We start from the raw sequence: 15,975 nt of genomic DNA, 5'->3' as shown, positions 1-15,975 counted from the left end.
ATTACGCTGCGAGTGTCATGCTCGTAGACGCCACCGACCATCTCCTCGCCGCTGAGCTCGCCACCGGCGCCGGCCGCATCCTCCTCGACCTGCGGCAACGCCTCGCCGAGGGCGACTCCCCCGCCGAGGTGAAGGACGCGGGCGACGCCGCGTCGCACCTGTGGCTGACGGGTCAACTGGCGCAGCGCCGCCCCAACGACGCCGTGCTGTCCGAGGAGGCGGCCGCCGATCCCGACCGGGTCAACGCCGAGCGGCTGTGGATCATCGACCCGCTCGATGGCACCCGCGAGTTCGGCGAAGCCGGTCGCACCGACTGGGCGGTGCACGTGGCGCTCGTCGTCGGCGGCGAGGCGGTCGCCGGGGCCGTGGCGCTGCCCGGCATGGATTTGACGCTGCACACCGCCGAGCCGCCCGTCGTACCCGACAACGGCGGGCGCGCCCCGATCGTCGTCGTGAGCCGGACACGTCCGCCCGCCGCCGCCCAGGCGGTGGCCGATGCCCTCGGCGGTGAGTTGCTGGCCATGGGTTCCGCCGGTGCCAAGGCGATGGCCGTCGTGCGCGGCGAGGCCGACGTGTACGTGCACACCGGCGGGCAGTACGAGTGGGACTCGGCCGCGCCCGTCGCCGTCGCGCTGGCGGCGGGCCTGCACTGTTCGCGCGTCGACGGCTCGCCCCTGCAATACGGACGCGAGTCGACCTGGCTGCCCGACCTGCTCATCGTGCGCCCCGAGTTGGCGGAAGCCACGCTCAAGGCCGTCGCCGCCTACGGGTAGCCTGGCTGCGTGTCCGACGGCTTTCACCCGCCGATCGAGGAGTACCTCGAAGCGATCTGCGAACTCGAGGAAGAAGGCATTCCGGTCATCCAGGCGCGCCTGGCCGAACGCCTCGAGCACACCGCGGCGTCGGTGTCGGAGATGATCCATCGCCTGCGCGACGAGGGCTTCATCACCATCAGCGGCCGCAGCATCGCGTTGACGGCGTCGGGCCGCGAGCGCGCCGAGAGCGTCGTGCGCAAGCACCGGCTCGCCGAACGACTGCTCACCGACATCATCGGCCTGCCGTGGTCGCGCAGCCACCTCGAAGCGTGCCGCTGGGAACACGTCATCTCCGACGAAGTCGAAGAACGCCTCGTCGTGCTGCTCGGCGATCCCACCACGTGCCCGCACGGCAACCCGATCCCCGGCACCAAGCCGAACGGGGCCGCCCAGCGGCCGCTGTCGACGTGCGACGTCGGCACCACGGCGCGTTTGACGCGAGTGACCGAGCGCATCGAGATCGACAGCGAGGCACTCGCCTACCTCGACGCCGCCAACCTGCGGCCCGGTGCGGATGCCACCATCACGGCGCGGGCGCCCGACGGGACGCTCACCATCGAAGTCGAAGGCGCGCCGGTGTCGTTGGGCGCGGCGCTGACGTCGCAGATCTACGTCTCTGCCGACTGACCCCCGCCTGGCGCCCTACGTGGGCATGTACGCCAGCGACGCGCGCACCGACGGCCTGTGCATCGTCGAGGGGCGGCTGAGCATCGAGGTGTTGCTCGACTCGCCCTACGAGCCCGTGTCGTTGCTCGTGGCGGAACGACTGGCGCAGGACCCGCTCGTGGCCGTCTTCCCCGGAGACGTGATCGTCGCGTCGCAAGCGGTCATCGACGACACCGTCGGCTTCAACATGCATCGCGGCATGGCCGCGTGCGCCCGCCGGGGCGAGCCGCGCACGATCGACGACGTCACCCGCGAGGCGCGCACGCTGCTGGTCGTCGAGTGCGTCAACGATCCGGAGAACCTCGGCGCGCTGTTCCGCAACGCGGCGGCGTTCGGCGTCGACGGCGTCATCCTCGACCCGACGACGTGCGACGCGTTGAGCCGCCGCGTCATCCGCGTCTCGATGGGCCACGCGCTGCGCGTGCCCTTCGCCCGCGGACCGATCCCGCCGCTCGACGGCTTCACCACGGTCGCCCTCACGCCCGACGCCGATGTCGACGTCGCCGACGTGCGCGCCTCCCGCGTCGCGCTGTTCGTCGGCAACGAAGGCAACGGGTTGTCCGACGCGTTGCTGCACGCCGCCGACGTGCGCGCTGCCATACCGATGGCCAAGGGCGTCGACTCGCTCAACGTCGCGACGGCGGCGGCCGTCGCCCTGGCGCTACTCCGCCGGCGGGACTAGCGCGCCGTCGAGGATGTCCTGGGCGACGTCGCGCTTCTTGCGCCGCGTCTGCATGGCCGTCTTCTGGATGAAGTTCCAGGCGTCCATCTCGCGCAGGCCGAAGTCGTCCATCAGCTTGCCCTTGGCGCGGTCGGTGATCTTGCGCGTCTCGAGCTGCTCTTCGAGGCTCGACACTTCGTCTTCGATGGCGCGCATCTCGCGGTGACGACCGAGCGCCACTTCGATGGCCGGAATGAGTTCGCTGCGCTGGAAGGGCTTGACGACGTAGGCCAGCGCGCCGGCGTCGCGCGCCTCCTCGATCAGGTTGCGCTGGCTGTAGGCCGTGAGCACGAGCACCGCCGCGAGACGCTCGCCGGTGATCTCGCGCGCGGCCGATAGACCGTCGAGCCCCGGCATACGCACGTCGAGGATGGCGAGGTCGGGCTTGAGCTCCCGGACAAGCTGAACGGCTTCGTCGCCGCGCCCCGTTTCGCCCACGACTTCGTACCCCTCTTCTTCGAGGGTTTCCTTGAGATCGAGGCGGATGATGGCTTCGTCTTCGGCGACAACCACGCGAATGGGCAACCGGGCTCCTTGATTCGTTAGAGCCGCGAGAGCAGCTCGTCTTGAGATCGTTGCAAATCGGCGATGTGCTTTGCGAGTTCGTTCCGGCTGCGGTCCATCGCGTCGACGTGTTTCTGGGCCTCGCGGTACTCCTTTTCGGCCCCCGGCGTCTCGGCCACGAGGGCGCGAATGCGGAGGTCGTCGGCGGTTTCGGCGAAGTGGGCGCGCTGTTCCTCGATGACGGTGAGCTCCTCGCGCGCCTTGCGCAAGCGCCTGGTGACGTCGGAAAGACGACGCTCGACGAGTGACCGCGACATGGCCGGACAAGTCTACGGTGGCCCGATGCGGTGGTTTCTCCTCGTAACAGTCGCGGCGCTGGGCGTGCTGGCGCTGCCGGCGTGCCACCGCGGCGCGTCCACCTGCGACACCGCCGTGGCCGAACCGATCGACCCGCTGTCGTCGCAGCACCTCCTGCCCGGCGCGCCCGAGCCGGTGTACAACACCAACCCGCCGACCTCGGGCGCGCATCGTCCGAGCCCGCTGCCGGACGCGGTCCTCACCACGCCGCTCGACAAGCCGGTGCAGGTCGCCGCGCTCGAAGGCGGCCAGGTGCTCATCCAGTACGGCGCCATCTCGTCGTCGCAGCGCGCGTCGCTGCGGTCGCTGGCACGCCAGTACGACCACGTGACGGTGGCGCCCGGACGTGACCTGCCGTCGAAGGTGGTCGCCACTGCGTGGCTCTACATGCAACGCTGCGACGGCGTCGACACCCACGCGCTGCAAGACTTCGTCATCCTGCACGGCGCCAAGCACAAGAACGACTGACGGCCCGGCTTTTCCGGCTCAACCGAGAGCGCCTGTCGGAGTAACGTCGCAACGCACTCAGCCCGAGTGACGGAACTAGGCAGACGTCAATGGCTCAAACCCATTGGTCCGTAAGGGCGTGCGGGTTCGATCCCCGCCTCGGGCACCAGATTTTGCCTCTAGGCAGACGAACACACGTTCGATAGGGTCGGAAACATGACCAAGTCGTTCGAAACGGTGCAGGAAGCATTTCGCCTCCATGACGAGGGTCTCAACGTTTCGCAGATCTCTGGCGTATTGGGCGTCAGCCGGATGGCGATCCGCAGCTGGTTTGTGCAACCTCTCGACGCCTTCGCGACGCGCGCAGCGCATGCGCCCCACGACGCCGACCAGTGTCAACTCGTGCGCGGAGCGCCGCCAGCGGAATATGTGTACCTCCTCGGGCAATACCTTGGAGACGGCTACATCCACCCCATCGGACCCCGCGGGGTCTTCAAGCTTCGGATCGCCACCGCGGACGCGTATCCCGGCATTAGGCAGCGGTGCGTCGAATCGATCCAATCGGTGCTGCCAGGCAAGAAGGTTGGTTTCGTTCAATCGATCGGGTGTGGCGAGGTCATCGTTCATTCGAAGCATCTTCCGTGCCTGTTCCCGCAATACGGACCGGGCAGAAAACATGAACGGGTGATCGAACTAACGAGCTGGCAACGAGAATTGGTCGAGGCGCACCCACGTGAATTTGTCGCTGCCCTGATCCACAGCGATGGCTGCCGAGCGATCAACAACGTCGTCGTTCGAGGGAAGCGCTACTCATATCCGCGCTACTTCTTCAACAACGTGTCGACCGACATCCTCATGCTGTGTGCCTGGGGTTTCGACCTGCTCGGGGTCGAGTGGCGGCAGAACAACTGGAACTGCCTGTCGGTGGCCAAGCGTGATTCAGTCGCCATGCTCGACACGTTCATCGGTCCGAAGTCCTAGGCGTCGCCGAGCGGCGTATTGTGCGCGGCGTGGCCAAGGACAAGAACAAGGACGCTGAGCCGAAGCAGAAGTCGAAGCTCCGCACGCTGTTCAAGTGGGTGCGGCGCATCTCGATGGTCGCGGCCATCGCCGGCGCCGTGCGCAAAGTGATGACGGATCAGAACGAGGCGAACAAACCGCCGGCGGTATGAAGCGACTGATTCTGGCGGCGACGCTGTTCGCCGCGGCGGGGCTGTTCACGTTCGCCGCGCCCGCGCGGGCGGCGAACGCCGACGTGCACGCGGCCGGCAAGACGTTCAACGACGGCGGCGGCTGCTCGACGAGTCCGGGTGAGGACACGAGCATCCACGCCGGTGACTCCGTCACGTGGCACAACTGCGACACGGTGAACCACACCGTCACGTCCGACGACGGCACGAGCTTCGACGAGGTGCTCGACGCCAACGGCTCCGACCTCATCATCACCTTCAACACACCGGGCGTGTACCCGTACCACTGCAAGATCCACGGCCCGCAGATGAAGGGCACGATCACCGTGACGGCGGGTCCCGCCACGACCACGACAGCGTCGACCACGACCACGACCGTTCCGGCGACGACGACCACCAAGCAGCCGACGACGACCACCACGACCGTCGCCACCACGACCACCACCGACAACCTCGGCGGCTTTTTCGACGGGTCGACGACGTCTTCGGAACCGACGACAACCGTCTTCACCACGGAGACGACGCGGGCGCTCGGTCAGGGCGGCGACAGCGGCACCAGTGCCGGGCTGGTGGCGGCGCTCATCGTCGGCCTCGGCGCGGTCGGCACCGCAGTCGCGCTCATCATCCGCCGCATCCGTGGCGGCGTCCCGCCGAGCTAGCCGACCAGGGCCGCCGAATACTCAACTCGTTGGGTTTTGCTGCCGATAGGGATGCGTGGAGTCCGCGCCGGTAGACGAACTTCGAACGGTCGCGCCCCTCCGCCGCGCCCGCTGGTGGACAGGAATGGCTGCAGGCACGCTCGTGCTGGCTGGGCTCGTCGCCGTAACGATCGTCGGTGCGGCGAACCCCGCCACCCACGTCGCCAGCCGCCACCCAAAGCACCGGACGCCGGCGGCTCTCGACACGCCCTCGACCGACGCCCCGGACTCGGGCGGTCCCGTCACGACGGACCTACCCACCACGACGACGGGGGTCGAGCACACGACGACCACCGCGCGGGTGACGACGACCGACTCCGTCGACGACCCGTCGCAGACCGACCTACTGGACGACGGGCCACCGATCACGCCCGACCCGAAGATCGTCCAGTACGCGCTGGCCCGCAAGAACAGCTACCCGCAGCACATCGTGGCCGGGCCCGACGGCGCGCTCTGGTTCACCGAATCGAACACGAACGCAATCGGGCGCATCACCACGACGGGTGACATCAAGGAATTCCAACTCACCGCGCCGTTCCAGACTCCCGTCGACATCGTCGTGGGGCCGGACAACGCGCTGTGGTTCACCGACGCCAACGGCACATCGGTCGGCCGCATCACTACCGACGGCCACGTGACGGCGTATCCCACCGGATGGGAGAGCTATTCGCCGATGGTGGTCGGACCCGATGGCGCGCTGTGGTTCAGCACCAGTGCGTCAGTGGCAAATCCGAGTACCGCCTCGCACGTCATCCGGCTCACTCCGGCAGGCAACGTCACCGCGTTCGCGGTCGGTGACTACGCGATCCACGATCTTGTCGTCGGCGCCGACGGCAACATCTGGGGCACCGAAACGACGGGCGGGCTCTGGCGCATTACGCCCGCGGGCGTAGCCACACGCTTCCTCGCCGACCGCGGTTTCACCGTCTCGTCCGGGATCGCCAAGGGCCCTGACGGTCGCCTGTGGTTTGGCTACGGCGTGCCCGGCGGGAGCCAGGAACTCGGCTACCTCACACCTACCGGTGACTTCGGCCACGTCGCCCTGCCGGCGAACGTCGGCGTCTGGCAGATGGTGTTCAGCCCGAACGGTGACCTGTGGTTCACCACCGAGGACACCAAGATCGTCCGCATGACGCCGGCCGGCGACTTCACCACCTACGACGTCGAGCGGCCGTGCGGCATCACCATCGGTCCCGACGGCAACATCTGGTTCACGAACGACCTCGGATACTCGATCGGGCGAATCGGCATCGCCGACGCCTAGGAACCGAGCGCCTTCAGCAGGTTCGCCGGCGTGTCCTTCGGCGAGACCTTGTACCAGGCCTCCGCGATCTTGCCCTTCTCGTCGACCAGGAAGGCCGACCGCAGGATGCCCATGTACTTGCGGCCATACATCGACTTCTCGGTCCACACGTCGTAGGCCTCGGCGACGGCGTGGTCCTCGTCGGCGAGCAGCGGGAACCCGAGGCCGTACTTCTCGTCGAACTTGAGCTGCTTGGCCGGCTTGTCGGGTGAAATGCCGACCACGGCGGTGTCGCCGATCTTCGGCAGGATGTCGCGCATGCCGCACGACTGCTGCGTGCAACCGGGTGTGTCGGCCTTCGGATAGAAGTACACGAGCACCTTGCGGCCCTTGAATTGCGAGAGCTTCACCGTGTTGCCGTGCTGGTCGGTCAACGAAATGGCGGGCGCTTTGTCACCGGGCTTCAGAGGCATGCTCCGAACGTAGTCGCAGTACTTTGTCGCTCGTCCCCGGGCGCGGCGGATACAAGGAGGTCCAGTGTTCAGGAAGTCACACCGTGCACTCGCGGTTGCGATCGGTGCCGGTCTCATGCTGGGCACGCCCGCAGCGATCCTCCTTGGTACGCCGGACGCCGCCGAAGCCGCGTCGATTTTTCCCGGCTTCCCCGACATTCCCGGCGCGCCGATGCTCGTCGGCAACGGCGCCAACGGCACCGCCGACCACCCCAACGGCGGCAACGGCGGCCTCCTGTTCGGCAACGGCGGCAACGGCTATAGCCCCACCGGCGACGGCGAGAACGGTGGCAATGGCGGCAGCGCCGGGCTCTTCGGCAACGGCGGGAACGGCGGAAACGGATCGGATGGGACGACAGGCGTCGGCGGCAACGGCGGCTACGGCGGCAACGGCGGGCTCCTCGTCGGCAACGGCGGAGCGGGCGGCCACGGCGGAAACGGCGCTCCCGGGCACACCGGCGTCAACGCGACGACCGGCAACACCGCCGGCACGGGAGTGGACGGCAACGGCATCAATGGCGTCGGCCTCCAGAACGGCGGTCCTGGCGCCAGCGGGACGGGAATCGGCGGCGACGGCGGCAACGGTGGCCCATCCGGCGGGAACGGCGGTCCGGGCGGCGCCGGCGCCGGCTCGGCCGAGGTGAGCGGAGCCCATGGCGGCAACGGTGGCAACGCGTTGTTCGGCGGCGGCAACGGGGGCAACGGCGGCAACGGCGGGAGCTACTCGGGCGAGCCCGGAGCCGGGAGCGGTGGCAACGGCGGTCAAGGCGGCAACGGCGCGGCGGGGGCGACCGGCGGTGCCGGGTTCGCGGGAGGCAATGGCGGCCGTGGCGGCTCGGCCCGGCTCGGCACAGGCGGTGCGGGCGGGGCCGGCGGCAACGGCGGCAACGCCGGCAACGGCGCAGCGGGTGGCAACGGCGGCGCGGGAGGCCTCGGCGGTATCGACAGCACGCAGGCGGGCAACCACGGCGCCGGCGGCAACGGCGGCAACGCCGGCAACGGCGGCGCGGGAGGCAAGGGCGGCGCCGGAGGCAACGGCGGCGCGCCCGGCGTTGGTCTCCTCGGGTCTGGGCTCGCGGGCGCCGCCGGTCACGGCGGTGCCGGTGGTGCCGGTGGCGCACCGGGCATTGCCGGCCCGGGCGGTGTCGGCCCCATCAGCGGCTCGAGTGGCGCTCCGGGAACCGTTGGCGGCACAGGCGCACCGGGCGCCAACGGCCAGCCGGGCTAGCACCAGACCAAGTCGCGCCGGGCGCCCTCGAAGTCGGGGTGCGCGACCCTGAACCCGCCTCGACCAGACGGTGCGGCACGCCGCGGCGGCCGATCAACGCCAGCGCCGGATCCCCGTGCGCGCCCTCAGCGGGACCCGTGTCGCTTGTCGCTATGAGCGCGGCACTTTTCGCCTGGCCCGCCGGGTAGCACCGCGGTATCCGGAGTGATTGGCCTACGACGGCGGCGCGAAGAACTCCAACGCGATGTTGTCAGGATCGCGGAACGACAGGCCCGACCCGTAGGGCGCGTCGACGATGCCGCCGTTGGCAATGCCGAGTTCACCGAGCTTTGCTTCCCACGCCTCGAGCTCGCCGCGATTGGCACAACCGAAGGCGACGTGGTCGAGGCCGGGGCGCAACTCGTCGAAGGCTTCCGAACTCGACGGCGACTGGTGCTGATGGATGCCGAACAGCGTGCCACCGAGGAGCCACACGACGTGATGGAACGGCCCGGTGTCCTCGTCGAGCACCGGCGGGGCGCCGAAGAGCGCCTGATACCACGGACGACTCTTGCTCAAGTCGTTCACGGTGACCGCAACGTGGGCAACTGCCGGGAACTCAGCCATGGCAACTCCTTGGTTGGTCGTGTGCTGCATGCCTAGCGCAGCCGGACGGCGGTCGCTAGCGAACGGGCACCGAACAGAACTGCGGCGCGTCGATGGCGCTCACGGGCCGGAAGCCCGAACACAGCAGGTCGATGCGGGTAATGCGGCCGCCGGACTCGTCGACGTAGGCCGTCTGCTCGATCTCGTGCACGCCAGGCTCCGCCATGACCGGGTGCGCGCTGAAGCGGAAGCGCCACGTCACCCGGTTGCGCCCGGCGGTGGTGCCGGCGCCGCGGCCGAGCACTTCGAAGCCCGGGCCGGTCGCGAACCACTTCGTGAACCAGCCGAGAATGTCGTCGGGGCCCGCCGCCTCGATGGTGCGCGACGGGAGCAGGCCCCGCATCTCGACGTGGTCGGCGAGCAGGGCGCGCACGGCGTCGAAGTCACGGTCACACAGGGCGTCACGGAAGGCGATGGCCGACGAACTCATAGAACCGAACGTACGGATCGGCGCCGCCGGCGACATGAGGCATTCACCCCAGGGACGGACCGATTTCCCGCAAGTACCTACGACGCGTAGCTTTTCTCCATGCAGGCAACCGACCTGGAGCGGGGGGCGTTCTCGGACTCGGGACCTTGGGTGGTCCCGGACGAGGCCATGGCGTGGCAACACGGCATCGGCGAACTACGGGCGAGAACCGCCGCACAAGTGCCCGACCTCGTGCGCCGGCGCAAGGTGCCGCCCGTGGCCCGGGCGCTCGTCACCGGCTGGCACCTCGGCGGCGCACTGCTCGGCTGGAAGCTGATCGACCAGCGCCGCACGCCCGACACGGCCCGCGCCGGGCTGTCGCGGCGGCTGCGGGTGTCGTTCTCGAAGCTCGGCCCGACCTACATCAAGCTCGGCCAGATCCTCTCGTCGGGCGAGGGGATCTTCCCCGAGGAGTTGGTGAAGGAGTTCATCCTCCTGCGTGACCGCGTGCCCGCTGAGGGTTTCGACACCGTGCGCCGCGTCGTGGAAGCCGAACTCGGCAAGCCGCTCGAAGCGGTGTTCGTCGACTTCTCGCGCGAGCCGCTGGCCGCGGCGTCGATCGCGCAGGTGCACACCGCGCGGTTGAAGACGGGCGAAGACGTCGTGGTCAAAGTCCAGCGCCCCACGGTGAGCGACCTGGTGCGCAAGGACCTCGCCGCGATGTCGTGGATCTCGCCCGTGCTCATCGGCCGCATCCCGATCGCGGCGCTGGCCAATCCCCCGGCGCTGGTCGACCTGTTCGCCGAAACCATCGCCGAGGAACTCGACTTCCGCCTCGAAGCCCAGAACATGCTCGACGTGGCGCGCGTGCTCGCGGCCACCGGGCAGCGCTCGATGGTCGTGCCCCGGCCCCACCCCGTGCTCGTCACCAAGCGCATGCTGGTGATGGAGCGCCTCGACGGCTTCAGCTTCGACGACGTCGAGGGCATGAAGGCGGCGGGCGTCGACACCGAAGCCGTCGTGCGCGCCGGCATGGTCAGCTTCCTCGAAGGCGCCATGCTCTACGGCGTCTTCCACGGCGACCTCCACGGCGGCAACCTGCTCGTGCAGCGCGACGGGCGCGTCGCCCTGCTCGACTACGGCATCACCGGCCGCCTCGACGAGAAGCGGCGCCTGGCGTTCCTGCGCATGATCGTCGGCGCCACCATGAACGACCTCAACGGCCAGCTGAGCGCGCTCATCGATCTCGGCGCGCTGCCCGAAGGCACCGACATCCCCGAGCTGATCAAGGACCTCGGCCTCGACCGCCCGCCGATCGACCCGCTGGCGATGACGCCTGACCAGCTGCTCGAAGAGATGCGCGACGTCGTGAAGAAGCTGCTCGGCTACGGCGCCCGGTTCCCGAAGGAACTGATGCTGTTCATCAAGGACATGCTGTTCCTCGACGGCGCGTTGGCGACGCTCGCACCCGACGTCGACATCTTCGGCGAGATCACCCATGTCGCCGAGCACATGGCGACGCGCCACGGCGAAGAGATCGCCCGCCAGATCGGCATGGAGCCCGGAGCGGCCTTCGAGATCGACCTCGAAGGCGTCAAGGCGAGCTTCGGCGTGGGCGAAGGCGTGCAGTCGATCACCCACCGCGAACTGCAGGAGCGTCGTCAGCTGATGCAGAAGCGCATGCAGGCGCACCAGCAAGAGCAGAAGCGCAAGAAGAAGTGACGCCGCACTGCGACTTATGCGAGGCCGCTCGCATGACGCAGTGGCACTACGAAGACGACGTGTGCTGGATCGCCGACTGCGAAGTCTGCGACGTACCCATGGTCGTGTGGCGCCAGCACGGCACCGAACCACCCGAGGACCACGTCGAGCACATGTTGCGCGAACTCACGCGCGTGGCCAACGGCCTCTACGAGGAATGGTCGATCGACCGCAACATGCGCCAGATCCCCGACCACTTCCACGCGCACGCCCGCGACAAGGACTGGTACTTCAGGCGTTTTCGGTTGCGTTGACCGGGTCCCACGCCGCCAGGTCGGTCAGGCGCGGGTCATTCGAGAACACCTCGGGGATGGGCATCTTCACGCCGATGCGCTTCTGGAGCTTCTCGACTTCGAGCTGCTGATTCCACAGCACGAGCGTGACCACGAGACCGCTCTCGCCGGCGCGGGCGGTGCGGCCCGAGCGGTGGAGGTAGGTCTTGTGGTCTTCGGGCGGGTCGTAGTGGATGACGACGTCGATGCCGTCGACGTGGATGCCGCGCGCGGCGACGTCGGTGGCGACGAGCACCGGCAGCTTGCCTTCGGAGAACTCCGACAGGGCGCGCTCGCGCGCGTTCTGGCGCAGGTCGCCGTGCAGCGGCGACGCCTTGACGCCGACCTGCTTGAGGTCGGCCACGAGGCGGTCGGCGCCGCGCTTGGTGCGGGTGAAGATGAGCGTGCGGTAGGCGTTCTTGCTGATCGTGGCGGCGACGCGGGCCTTGTCCATCTCGTGCACGAACAAGAAGCGGTGCGTCATCTCGTCGACGGTGACGGTCTTGCTCTCCACGGTGTGCACCACCGGGTCCTTCATGTACGCCTTCATGAGGTGGTCGACGTCGTTGTCGAGCGTCGCCGAGAACAGGAACGTCTGGTGGTCGTGCGTCATGCGACGCAGGAACCACTCGACCTGGGGCAGGAAGCCCATGTCGGCCATGCGGTCGGCCTCGTCGAGCACGATCGTCCCCACGTCGGTCACGTGGATCTCGCCGCGGTTGCCGAGGTCGATGAGCCGACCGGGCGTGGCGATGACGACGTCGACGGTCTTGCGGAAGGCGCGGATGTCGGCGTCGAGGTCGGTGCCGCCGTACACCGCGCGCAGCGTGAGGCCGACCGACTCCGCCAGCGGCGTAAGCACGTCGGCCACCTGCACCGCGAGCTCGCGCGTCGGCACGAGCACAAGGGCGCGGGGGTAACCGGGTCGCGATCCGGGGGCGGTGCGCTGCAACAGCGGCAGACCGAAGGCCAGCGTCTTGCCCGAACCGGTCTTGGCCTGACCGCACACGTCGCGGCCGGCGAGGGCATCGGCGATGGTCAACCCCTGGATGGCAAAGGGCTTGATCACGCCCGACTGCGACAGCGCGTCGACCAGTGCCTCGTCCACGCCGAGGCTGGCGAACGTCACGTCACTCATTTGAACTCCTCATCAAGCGCCGCCCGCATGGCGGCAACCGCGTCAGCCACGGCGTCTGGTCCCCGGCCGTCGAGCAACATCCTCATCAGCGCCGAGGCGACCACCGCGCCGTCGGAATGCTTTGACGCTTCGACGGCGTGCTCAGGAGTCGAAACACCGAAACCGATGAGCACCGGGGTGTCGGTCACCGCTTTGAGACGCGCTCCGAGCTGCGCGGCCGACGCCGCCAGCGTACCGCGCTCGCCCGTCGTCCCCATAAGCGACACCGCGTAGACGAAACCCCGCGACCGCGCCGCGATCTGCACGAGGCGATCGTCGGGCGTGATCGGCGCCGCCAGCAGCGTGGTGGCGACGCCGTGTCGCGCGGCGGTGGCCTCCCACTCGACGGACTCTTCGAGCGGCAGGTCCGGCAGGATCGCACCGGTGATGCCGGCCTCGACGAGCGACGACGCGAAGCGTTCGTGGCCGGCGTGGAAGCACAGGTTGTAATAGGTCATGGCGATCAGCGGGACGCCGACGTCGACGCCGCGCAGCGAGTCGAGGATCTTCGGTGGCGTCGCTCCTCCGTCGAGCGCCGCCTGCGACGCCTCCTGGATCGTGGGGCCGTCCATCACCGGGTCGGAGAACGGGATGCCGATCTCGATGGCGTCGGCGCCGGCCGCGGCCATGGCGAGCACGCACTCGACCCAATCCGGACCGCCCAGGCCGCCCGTCATGTAGGGCACGAGCAGTTTCTGCCCGGCGTCGCGCTTGGCCCGCAGGGTCGCTTCCACGTTCACGGCGCCAGAATCCCCATCACGGTTTCGGCGTCCTTGTCGCCGCGGCCCGACAGCGTGATCAACACCGTCGTGTTGGGCGCCAGTTCGCCGCGGCGGGCCGCCCCGATCACCCACGCCACCGCGTGCGCCGACTCGAGCGCCGGAATGATCCCTTCAGTGCGCGCCAGCAGCTGGAGCGCGGCGAGGACCTCGTCGTCGTTGGCGGCGACGTAGGTAGCACGCCCGATCGAGGCCAGGAACGCGTGCTCGGGACCGACGCCGGGATAGTCGAGCCCGGCGCTGATCGAATGCGCTTCGGCGATCTGGCCGTACTCGTCCTGGAGCAGCATCGACTCGCTGCCGTGCACGACGCCCGGCACGCCGCGACCGATCGCCGCGCCACCCGCCGGCTCCACGCCCACGAGGCGCGCCTCGGTGTCGACGAAGCCCGCGAACGTCCCCGCGGCGTTCGAGCCACCACCGACGCAGGCGACGACGACGTCAGGATCGGCGTCGAGGATGGCGTGGGCCTGCGGGCGCGCTTCGTCGCCGACAATGCGCTGGAACTCGCGCACCATCCACGGGTACGGATGCGGGCCCATGACCGAGCCGAGGCAGTAGTGACTCGACTCGACGTTGGCCACCCAGTCGCGCATTGCTTCGTTGATGGCGTCTTTGAGCGTGCGGCTGCCCGAACCAACCGGTCGCACCTCAGCGCCGAGCAGTTGCATGCGGAACACGTTGAGCGCCTGGCGCTCGACGTCGACCTCGCCCATGTACACGACGCACTCGAGGCCGAACAGCGCGGCGGCGGTCGCGCTGGCCACGCCGTGCTGGCCGGCGCCCGTCTCGGCGACCATGCGCGTCTTGCCCATGCGCCGCGTCAGCAGCGCCTGGCCGACGACGTTGTTGATCTTGTGGCTGCCGGTGTGCGCCAGGTCCTCGCGCTTGAGCAGCACGCGCACGCCGAGTTCGGCCGACAGCCGCTTGCATTCGGTGACGGGCGTCGGGCGCCCGCCGTAGTCGCGCAGCAGCGTGCGGTACTCGTCGACGAAGACCGGATCGGCCCACGCCTCGCGGAACGCCGCTTCGAGTTCGAGGCAGGCCGGCATCAGCGACTCGGGGACGTAGCGCCCGCCGAACTGGCCGAAGCGGCCGCCGCTGGTCGGCTCGCGCATCAGGTTGGGGGTGGGCTCACTCATCGGCATCCTCGTGCGCCCAGTCGTAGAGCGAGTCACCATCGCCGGGCGCGAAACGATCGAAGGCGCGGCGGGCGTTGGCCACGAACGAGCGGACCTTGCGCGGGTCCTTGCGGCCGGGCGACGCCTCGACGCCGCCGGAAACGTCGACACCCCACGGCCTCGTGGCTTCGATGGCCGCGGCGACGTTGTCGGCATCGAGGCCACCGGCCACGATCAGCCGGCTCTTGTCGGGCACGCCTTCGGCGAGGCGCCAGTCGAAGACCTGACCCGATCCCGGAGACGGGGCGTCGAGCAGGATCGCCGACGCGCGGTAGCCCGCGGCGTCGGCCACGCCGCGGTTGCCGGCGACGAAGGCCTTGATCACGAACGGGATGCGCTCGCCCACCCACCACGTGTCCTCACGCGATTCGTGACCGTGCAGCTGCGCGCCGCGCAGCCCGGCGCGGTGCACGGTCTCGACGACCTTCTCCGGCGTCTCGTCGCGGAACACGCCGACGCTCAACACGTCGTTGGGCAGCCGCTTCACGATGTCGGCGGCGGTGGTCACCGTCACCTGCCTTTTCGACGGCGCGAACACGAAGCCGATGGCGTCGGCGCCCATGGCGACGGCCAGCAGCGCGTCGTCTTCGTTGGTGATGCCGCAGATCTTCACGAACACCGAAGGCTCCGCACCGTCTCGGCCGGGTCACCGGCGGTCACCACGGTCTGGCCGACGAGCACGGCGTCGTAGCCGGCGTCACGCAGCCGCCGGGCGTCGTTGGCGTCGCGCACACCGGACTCGGCGACGCGCACCACGTCGGACGGGATGGACGCCGCCATGCGCACGGCGCGCTCGTGGTCGACCTCGAAGGTCTTGAGGTCGCGCTGGTTGACGCCCACGATGCGGGCGTCGGCGGCGAGCGCCCGCGCCAATTCGTCGTCGTCGTGCACTTCGACGAGCACGTCGAGCCCGAGGCCGACGGCGTCGGCGTGCAGGCCGCCGAGTTCGGCGTCGTCGAGGGCAGCGACGATCAGCAGCACCGCGTCGGCGCCCATGGCGCGGGCGGCGCGCACGTCGGCGGCACACACGGTGAAGTCCTTGCGCAACACCGGCACGTCGACGGCGGCGCGCGCCACCTGGAGGTCGTCGCTGCTGCCGCCGAAATAGTCGGCGTCGGTGAGCACGGACAGCGCGGCCGCGCCGCCGTCGGCGTACGCCTTGGCCATCAGCGCGGGGTCGAGTGCGGGATTGAGGTCGCCCATCGACGGGGAGCGCCGCTTGATCTCCGCGATCACGGCCAGATCGTCGCGCCGCAACGCCGCCGCGAACCCGCGCGGCGCGGGCGCCGCCGCGAGCGCCGCGTCGCTCACGACCGGCTCGGGGTAGCCCCGGTGCGCGGCCACGATGGAGTCGAGATACGTGGCCATCG

Annotated in this window: 21 protein-coding genes and 1 tRNA gene; 12 read left to right on the top strand and 10 right to left on the bottom strand. The window is 69.3% G+C overall.

The genetic code is table 11. The annotated features are described in order from the left end of the window. Nucleotides 1-17: 17 nt before the first annotated feature. Genes VHC63_09960 through VHC63_09950 form a run of 3 tightly spaced genes read left to right on the top strand, consistent with a single transcriptional unit; the run spans nucleotide 18 to nucleotide 2,163 of the window. Nucleotides 18-773 carry a 3'(2'),5'-bisphosphate nucleotidase CysQ gene (locus VHC63_09960; GenBank protein HVV36914.1) on the top strand — a complete coding sequence of 252 codons (756 nt, stop codon included), beginning with the start codon at nucleotides 18-20 and terminating at the stop codon, nucleotides 771-773. Nucleotides 774-782: 9 nt separating this feature from the next. Next, nucleotides 783-1,442 (top strand): metal-dependent transcriptional regulator, encoded by a 660-nt coding sequence (locus VHC63_09955; GenBank protein HVV36913.1) that lies wholly within the window; start codon nucleotides 783-785, stop codon nucleotides 1,440-1,442. Between the two features lie 25 nt (nucleotides 1,443-1,467). Then, nucleotides 1,468-2,163 (top strand): RNA methyltransferase, encoded by a 696-nt coding sequence (locus tag VHC63_09950; GenBank protein ID HVV36912.1) that lies wholly within the window; start codon nucleotides 1,468-1,470, stop codon nucleotides 2,161-2,163. On the opposite strand, the gene VHC63_09945 is transcribed toward VHC63_09950, so the two are convergent. Both VHC63_09945 and VHC63_09940 read right to left on the bottom strand, forming a co-directional pair. Beyond that, complete coding sequence (locus VHC63_09945; protein ID HVV36911.1) at nucleotides 2,143-2,727, bottom strand: response regulator; 585 nt, start codon at nucleotides 2,725-2,727, stop codon at nucleotides 2,143-2,145. The two genes, VHC63_09950 and VHC63_09945, sit on opposite strands and share 21 nt — an antisense overlap. Before the next feature lie 17 nt (nucleotides 2,728-2,744). After that, nucleotides 2,745-3,023: a hypothetical protein gene (locus VHC63_09940; GenBank protein HVV36910.1), complete on the bottom strand. Its 279-nt coding sequence runs from the start codon at nucleotides 3,021-3,023 to the stop codon at nucleotides 2,745-2,747. A 25-nt stretch (nucleotides 3,024-3,048) separates the two neighbouring features. On the opposite strand from VHC63_09940, the gene VHC63_09935 reads away from it, so the two are divergent. The 6 genes from VHC63_09935 (at nucleotide 3,049) to VHC63_09910 (ending at nucleotide 6,662) form a co-directional block, all read left to right on the top strand. Then, on the top strand, nucleotides 3,049-3,531 hold the full coding sequence (locus tag VHC63_09935; GenBank protein ID HVV36909.1) for a DUF3105 domain-containing protein: 483 nt from the start codon (nucleotides 3,049-3,051) through the stop codon (nucleotides 3,529-3,531). Between the two features lie 60 nt (nucleotides 3,532-3,591). Further along, nucleotides 3,592-3,679 (top strand) — tRNA-Leu (locus VHC63_09930). Between the two features lie 47 nt (nucleotides 3,680-3,726). Beyond that, nucleotides 3,727-4,491 (top strand): helix-turn-helix domain-containing protein, encoded by a 765-nt coding sequence (locus VHC63_09925; protein HVV36908.1) that lies wholly within the window; start codon nucleotides 3,727-3,729, stop codon nucleotides 4,489-4,491. A 29-nt stretch (nucleotides 4,492-4,520) separates the two neighbouring features. Then, nucleotides 4,521-4,682 carry a hypothetical protein gene (locus VHC63_09920; GenBank protein HVV36907.1) on the top strand — a complete coding sequence of 54 codons (162 nt, stop codon included), beginning with the start codon at nucleotides 4,521-4,523 and terminating at the stop codon, nucleotides 4,680-4,682. Next, nucleotides 4,679-5,359, top strand: a complete 681-nt coding sequence (locus VHC63_09915) for a cupredoxin domain-containing protein (GenBank protein HVV36906.1) — start codon at nucleotides 4,679-4,681, stop codon at nucleotides 5,357-5,359. The genes VHC63_09920 and VHC63_09915 overlap by 4 nt, the downstream gene beginning before the upstream one ends. Before the next feature lie 124 nt (nucleotides 5,360-5,483). Further along, nucleotides 5,484-6,662, top strand: a complete 1,179-nt coding sequence (locus VHC63_09910; protein HVV36905.1) for a hypothetical protein — start codon at nucleotides 5,484-5,486, stop codon at nucleotides 6,660-6,662. On the opposite strand, the gene bcp is transcribed toward VHC63_09910, so the two are convergent. Continuing rightward, nucleotides 6,659-7,114 carry a thioredoxin-dependent thiol peroxidase gene (gene bcp, locus VHC63_09905; GenBank protein HVV36904.1) on the bottom strand — a complete coding sequence of 152 codons (456 nt, stop codon included), beginning with the start codon at nucleotides 7,112-7,114 and terminating at the stop codon, nucleotides 6,659-6,661. The genes VHC63_09910 and bcp overlap by 4 nt on opposite strands. Before the next feature lie 64 nt (nucleotides 7,115-7,178). Between bcp and VHC63_09900 the strand changes: the two genes are divergently transcribed. Next, nucleotides 7,179-8,381, top strand: coding sequence for a hypothetical protein (locus tag VHC63_09900; GenBank protein HVV36903.1), 1,203 nt, complete (start codon nucleotides 7,179-7,181; stop codon nucleotides 8,379-8,381). Nucleotides 8,382-8,594: 213 nt separating this feature from the next. Here the strand turns inward: VHC63_09900 and VHC63_09895 are convergent, their stop codons facing one another. Beyond that, nucleotides 8,595-8,987, bottom strand: a complete 393-nt coding sequence (locus tag VHC63_09895) for a VOC family protein (GenBank protein HVV36902.1) — start codon at nucleotides 8,985-8,987, stop codon at nucleotides 8,595-8,597. Nucleotides 8,988-9,042: 55 nt separating this feature from the next. Then, nucleotides 9,043-9,456 carry a nuclear transport factor 2 family protein gene (locus VHC63_09890; protein ID HVV36901.1) on the bottom strand — a complete coding sequence of 138 codons (414 nt, stop codon included), beginning with the start codon at nucleotides 9,454-9,456 and terminating at the stop codon, nucleotides 9,043-9,045. 99 nt (nucleotides 9,457-9,555) lie between these two features. Between VHC63_09890 and VHC63_09885 the strand changes: the two genes are divergently transcribed. Together VHC63_09885 and VHC63_09880 are read left to right on the top strand one after the other, a co-directional pair. After that, a complete protein-coding gene (locus VHC63_09885) occupies nucleotides 9,556-11,157 on the top strand; it encodes an AarF/UbiB family protein (protein ID HVV36900.1) in 1,602 nt (533 codons plus the stop codon). Nucleotides 11,158-11,189: 32 nt separating this feature from the next. Continuing rightward, nucleotides 11,190-11,450 carry a hypothetical protein gene (locus VHC63_09880; protein ID HVV36899.1) on the top strand — a complete coding sequence of 87 codons (261 nt, stop codon included), beginning with the start codon at nucleotides 11,190-11,192 and terminating at the stop codon, nucleotides 11,448-11,450. On the opposite strand, the gene VHC63_09875 is transcribed toward VHC63_09880, so the two are convergent. Genes VHC63_09875 through VHC63_09855 form a run of 5 tightly spaced genes read right to left on the bottom strand, consistent with a single transcriptional unit; the run spans nucleotide 11,428 to nucleotide 15,973 of the window. Further along, entirely contained in the window at nucleotides 11,428-12,606 is a 1,179-nt protein-coding gene (locus tag VHC63_09875) for a DEAD/DEAH box helicase (protein HVV36898.1), read from the bottom strand. The two genes, VHC63_09880 and VHC63_09875, sit on opposite strands and share 23 nt — an antisense overlap. Next, nucleotides 12,603-13,385 (bottom strand): tryptophan synthase subunit alpha, encoded by a 783-nt coding sequence (gene trpA, locus VHC63_09870; GenBank protein HVV36897.1) that lies wholly within the window; start codon nucleotides 13,383-13,385, stop codon nucleotides 12,603-12,605. The genes VHC63_09875 and trpA overlap by 4 nt, the downstream gene beginning before the upstream one ends. Continuing rightward, complete coding sequence (gene trpB, locus VHC63_09865) at nucleotides 13,382-14,566, bottom strand: tryptophan synthase subunit beta (GenBank protein HVV36896.1); 1,185 nt, start codon at nucleotides 14,564-14,566, stop codon at nucleotides 13,382-13,384. The genes trpA and trpB overlap by 4 nt, the downstream gene beginning before the upstream one ends. Further along, nucleotides 14,559-15,224 carry a phosphoribosylanthranilate isomerase gene (locus VHC63_09860; GenBank protein HVV36895.1) on the bottom strand — a complete coding sequence of 222 codons (666 nt, stop codon included), beginning with the start codon at nucleotides 15,222-15,224 and terminating at the stop codon, nucleotides 14,559-14,561. The genes trpB and VHC63_09860 overlap by 8 nt, the downstream gene beginning before the upstream one ends. Further along, nucleotides 15,215-15,973, bottom strand: coding sequence for an indole-3-glycerol phosphate synthase TrpC (locus tag VHC63_09855; GenBank protein ID HVV36894.1), 759 nt, complete (start codon nucleotides 15,971-15,973; stop codon nucleotides 15,215-15,217). Before VHC63_09855 ends, VHC63_09860 begins: the two co-directional genes overlap by 10 nt. Between the last annotated feature and the right edge of the window lie 2 nt (nucleotides 15,974-15,975).

The sequence above is a fragment of the Acidimicrobiales bacterium genome (assembly GCA_035546775.1).
In the GTDB taxonomy this organism is placed as follows: domain Bacteria; phylum Actinomycetota; class Acidimicrobiia; order Acidimicrobiales; family JACCXE01; genus JACCXE01.
This window is presented reverse-complemented; position numbering and strand designations above follow the sequence as displayed.

Bases quoted from the DNA above. Each gene is read 5' to 3' on its own strand.
- VHC63_09960 (HVV36914.1), top strand. From the start codon at position 18: ATGCTCGTAGACGCCACCGACCATCTCCTCGCCGCTGAGCTCGCCACC.
- VHC63_09950 (HVV36912.1), top strand. From the start codon at position 1,468: ATGTACGCCAGCGACGCGCGCACCGACGGCCTGTGCATCGTCGAGGGG.
- VHC63_09940 (HVV36910.1), bottom strand. From the start codon at position 3,023: ATGTCGCGGTCACTCGTCGAGCGTCGTCTTTCCGACGTCACCAGGCGC.
- VHC63_09935 (HVV36909.1), top strand. From the start codon at position 3,049: ATGCGGTGGTTTCTCCTCGTAACAGTCGCGGCGCTGGGCGTGCTGGCG.
- VHC63_09925 (HVV36908.1), top strand. From the start codon at position 3,727: ATGACCAAGTCGTTCGAAACGGTGCAGGAAGCATTTCGCCTCCATGAC.
- VHC63_09915 (HVV36906.1), top strand. From the start codon at position 4,679: ATGAAGCGACTGATTCTGGCGGCGACGCTGTTCGCCGCGGCGGGGCTG.
- VHC63_09910 (HVV36905.1), top strand. From the start codon at position 5,484: ATGGCTGCAGGCACGCTCGTGCTGGCTGGGCTCGTCGCCGTAACGATC.
- bcp (HVV36904.1), bottom strand. From the start codon at position 7,114: ATGCCTCTGAAGCCCGGTGACAAAGCGCCCGCCATTTCGTTGACCGAC.
- VHC63_09895 (HVV36902.1), bottom strand. From the start codon at position 8,987: ATGGCTGAGTTCCCGGCAGTTGCCCACGTTGCGGTCACCGTGAACGAC.
- VHC63_09890 (HVV36901.1), bottom strand. From the start codon at position 9,456: ATGAGTTCGTCGGCCATCGCCTTCCGTGACGCCCTGTGTGACCGTGAC.
- VHC63_09885 (HVV36900.1), top strand. From the start codon at position 9,556: ATGCAGGCAACCGACCTGGAGCGGGGGGCGTTCTCGGACTCGGGACCT.
- VHC63_09880 (HVV36899.1), top strand. From the start codon at position 11,190: ATGACGCAGTGGCACTACGAAGACGACGTGTGCTGGATCGCCGACTGC.
- VHC63_09875 (HVV36898.1), bottom strand. From the start codon at position 12,606: ATGAGTGACGTGACGTTCGCCAGCCTCGGCGTGGACGAGGCACTGGTC.
- trpB (HVV36896.1), bottom strand. From the start codon at position 14,566: ATGAGTGAGCCCACCCCCAACCTGATGCGCGAGCCGACCAGCGGCGGC.
- VHC63_09855 (HVV36894.1), bottom strand. From the start codon at position 15,973: ATGGCCACGTATCTCGACTCCATCGTGGCCGCGCACCGGGGCTACCCC.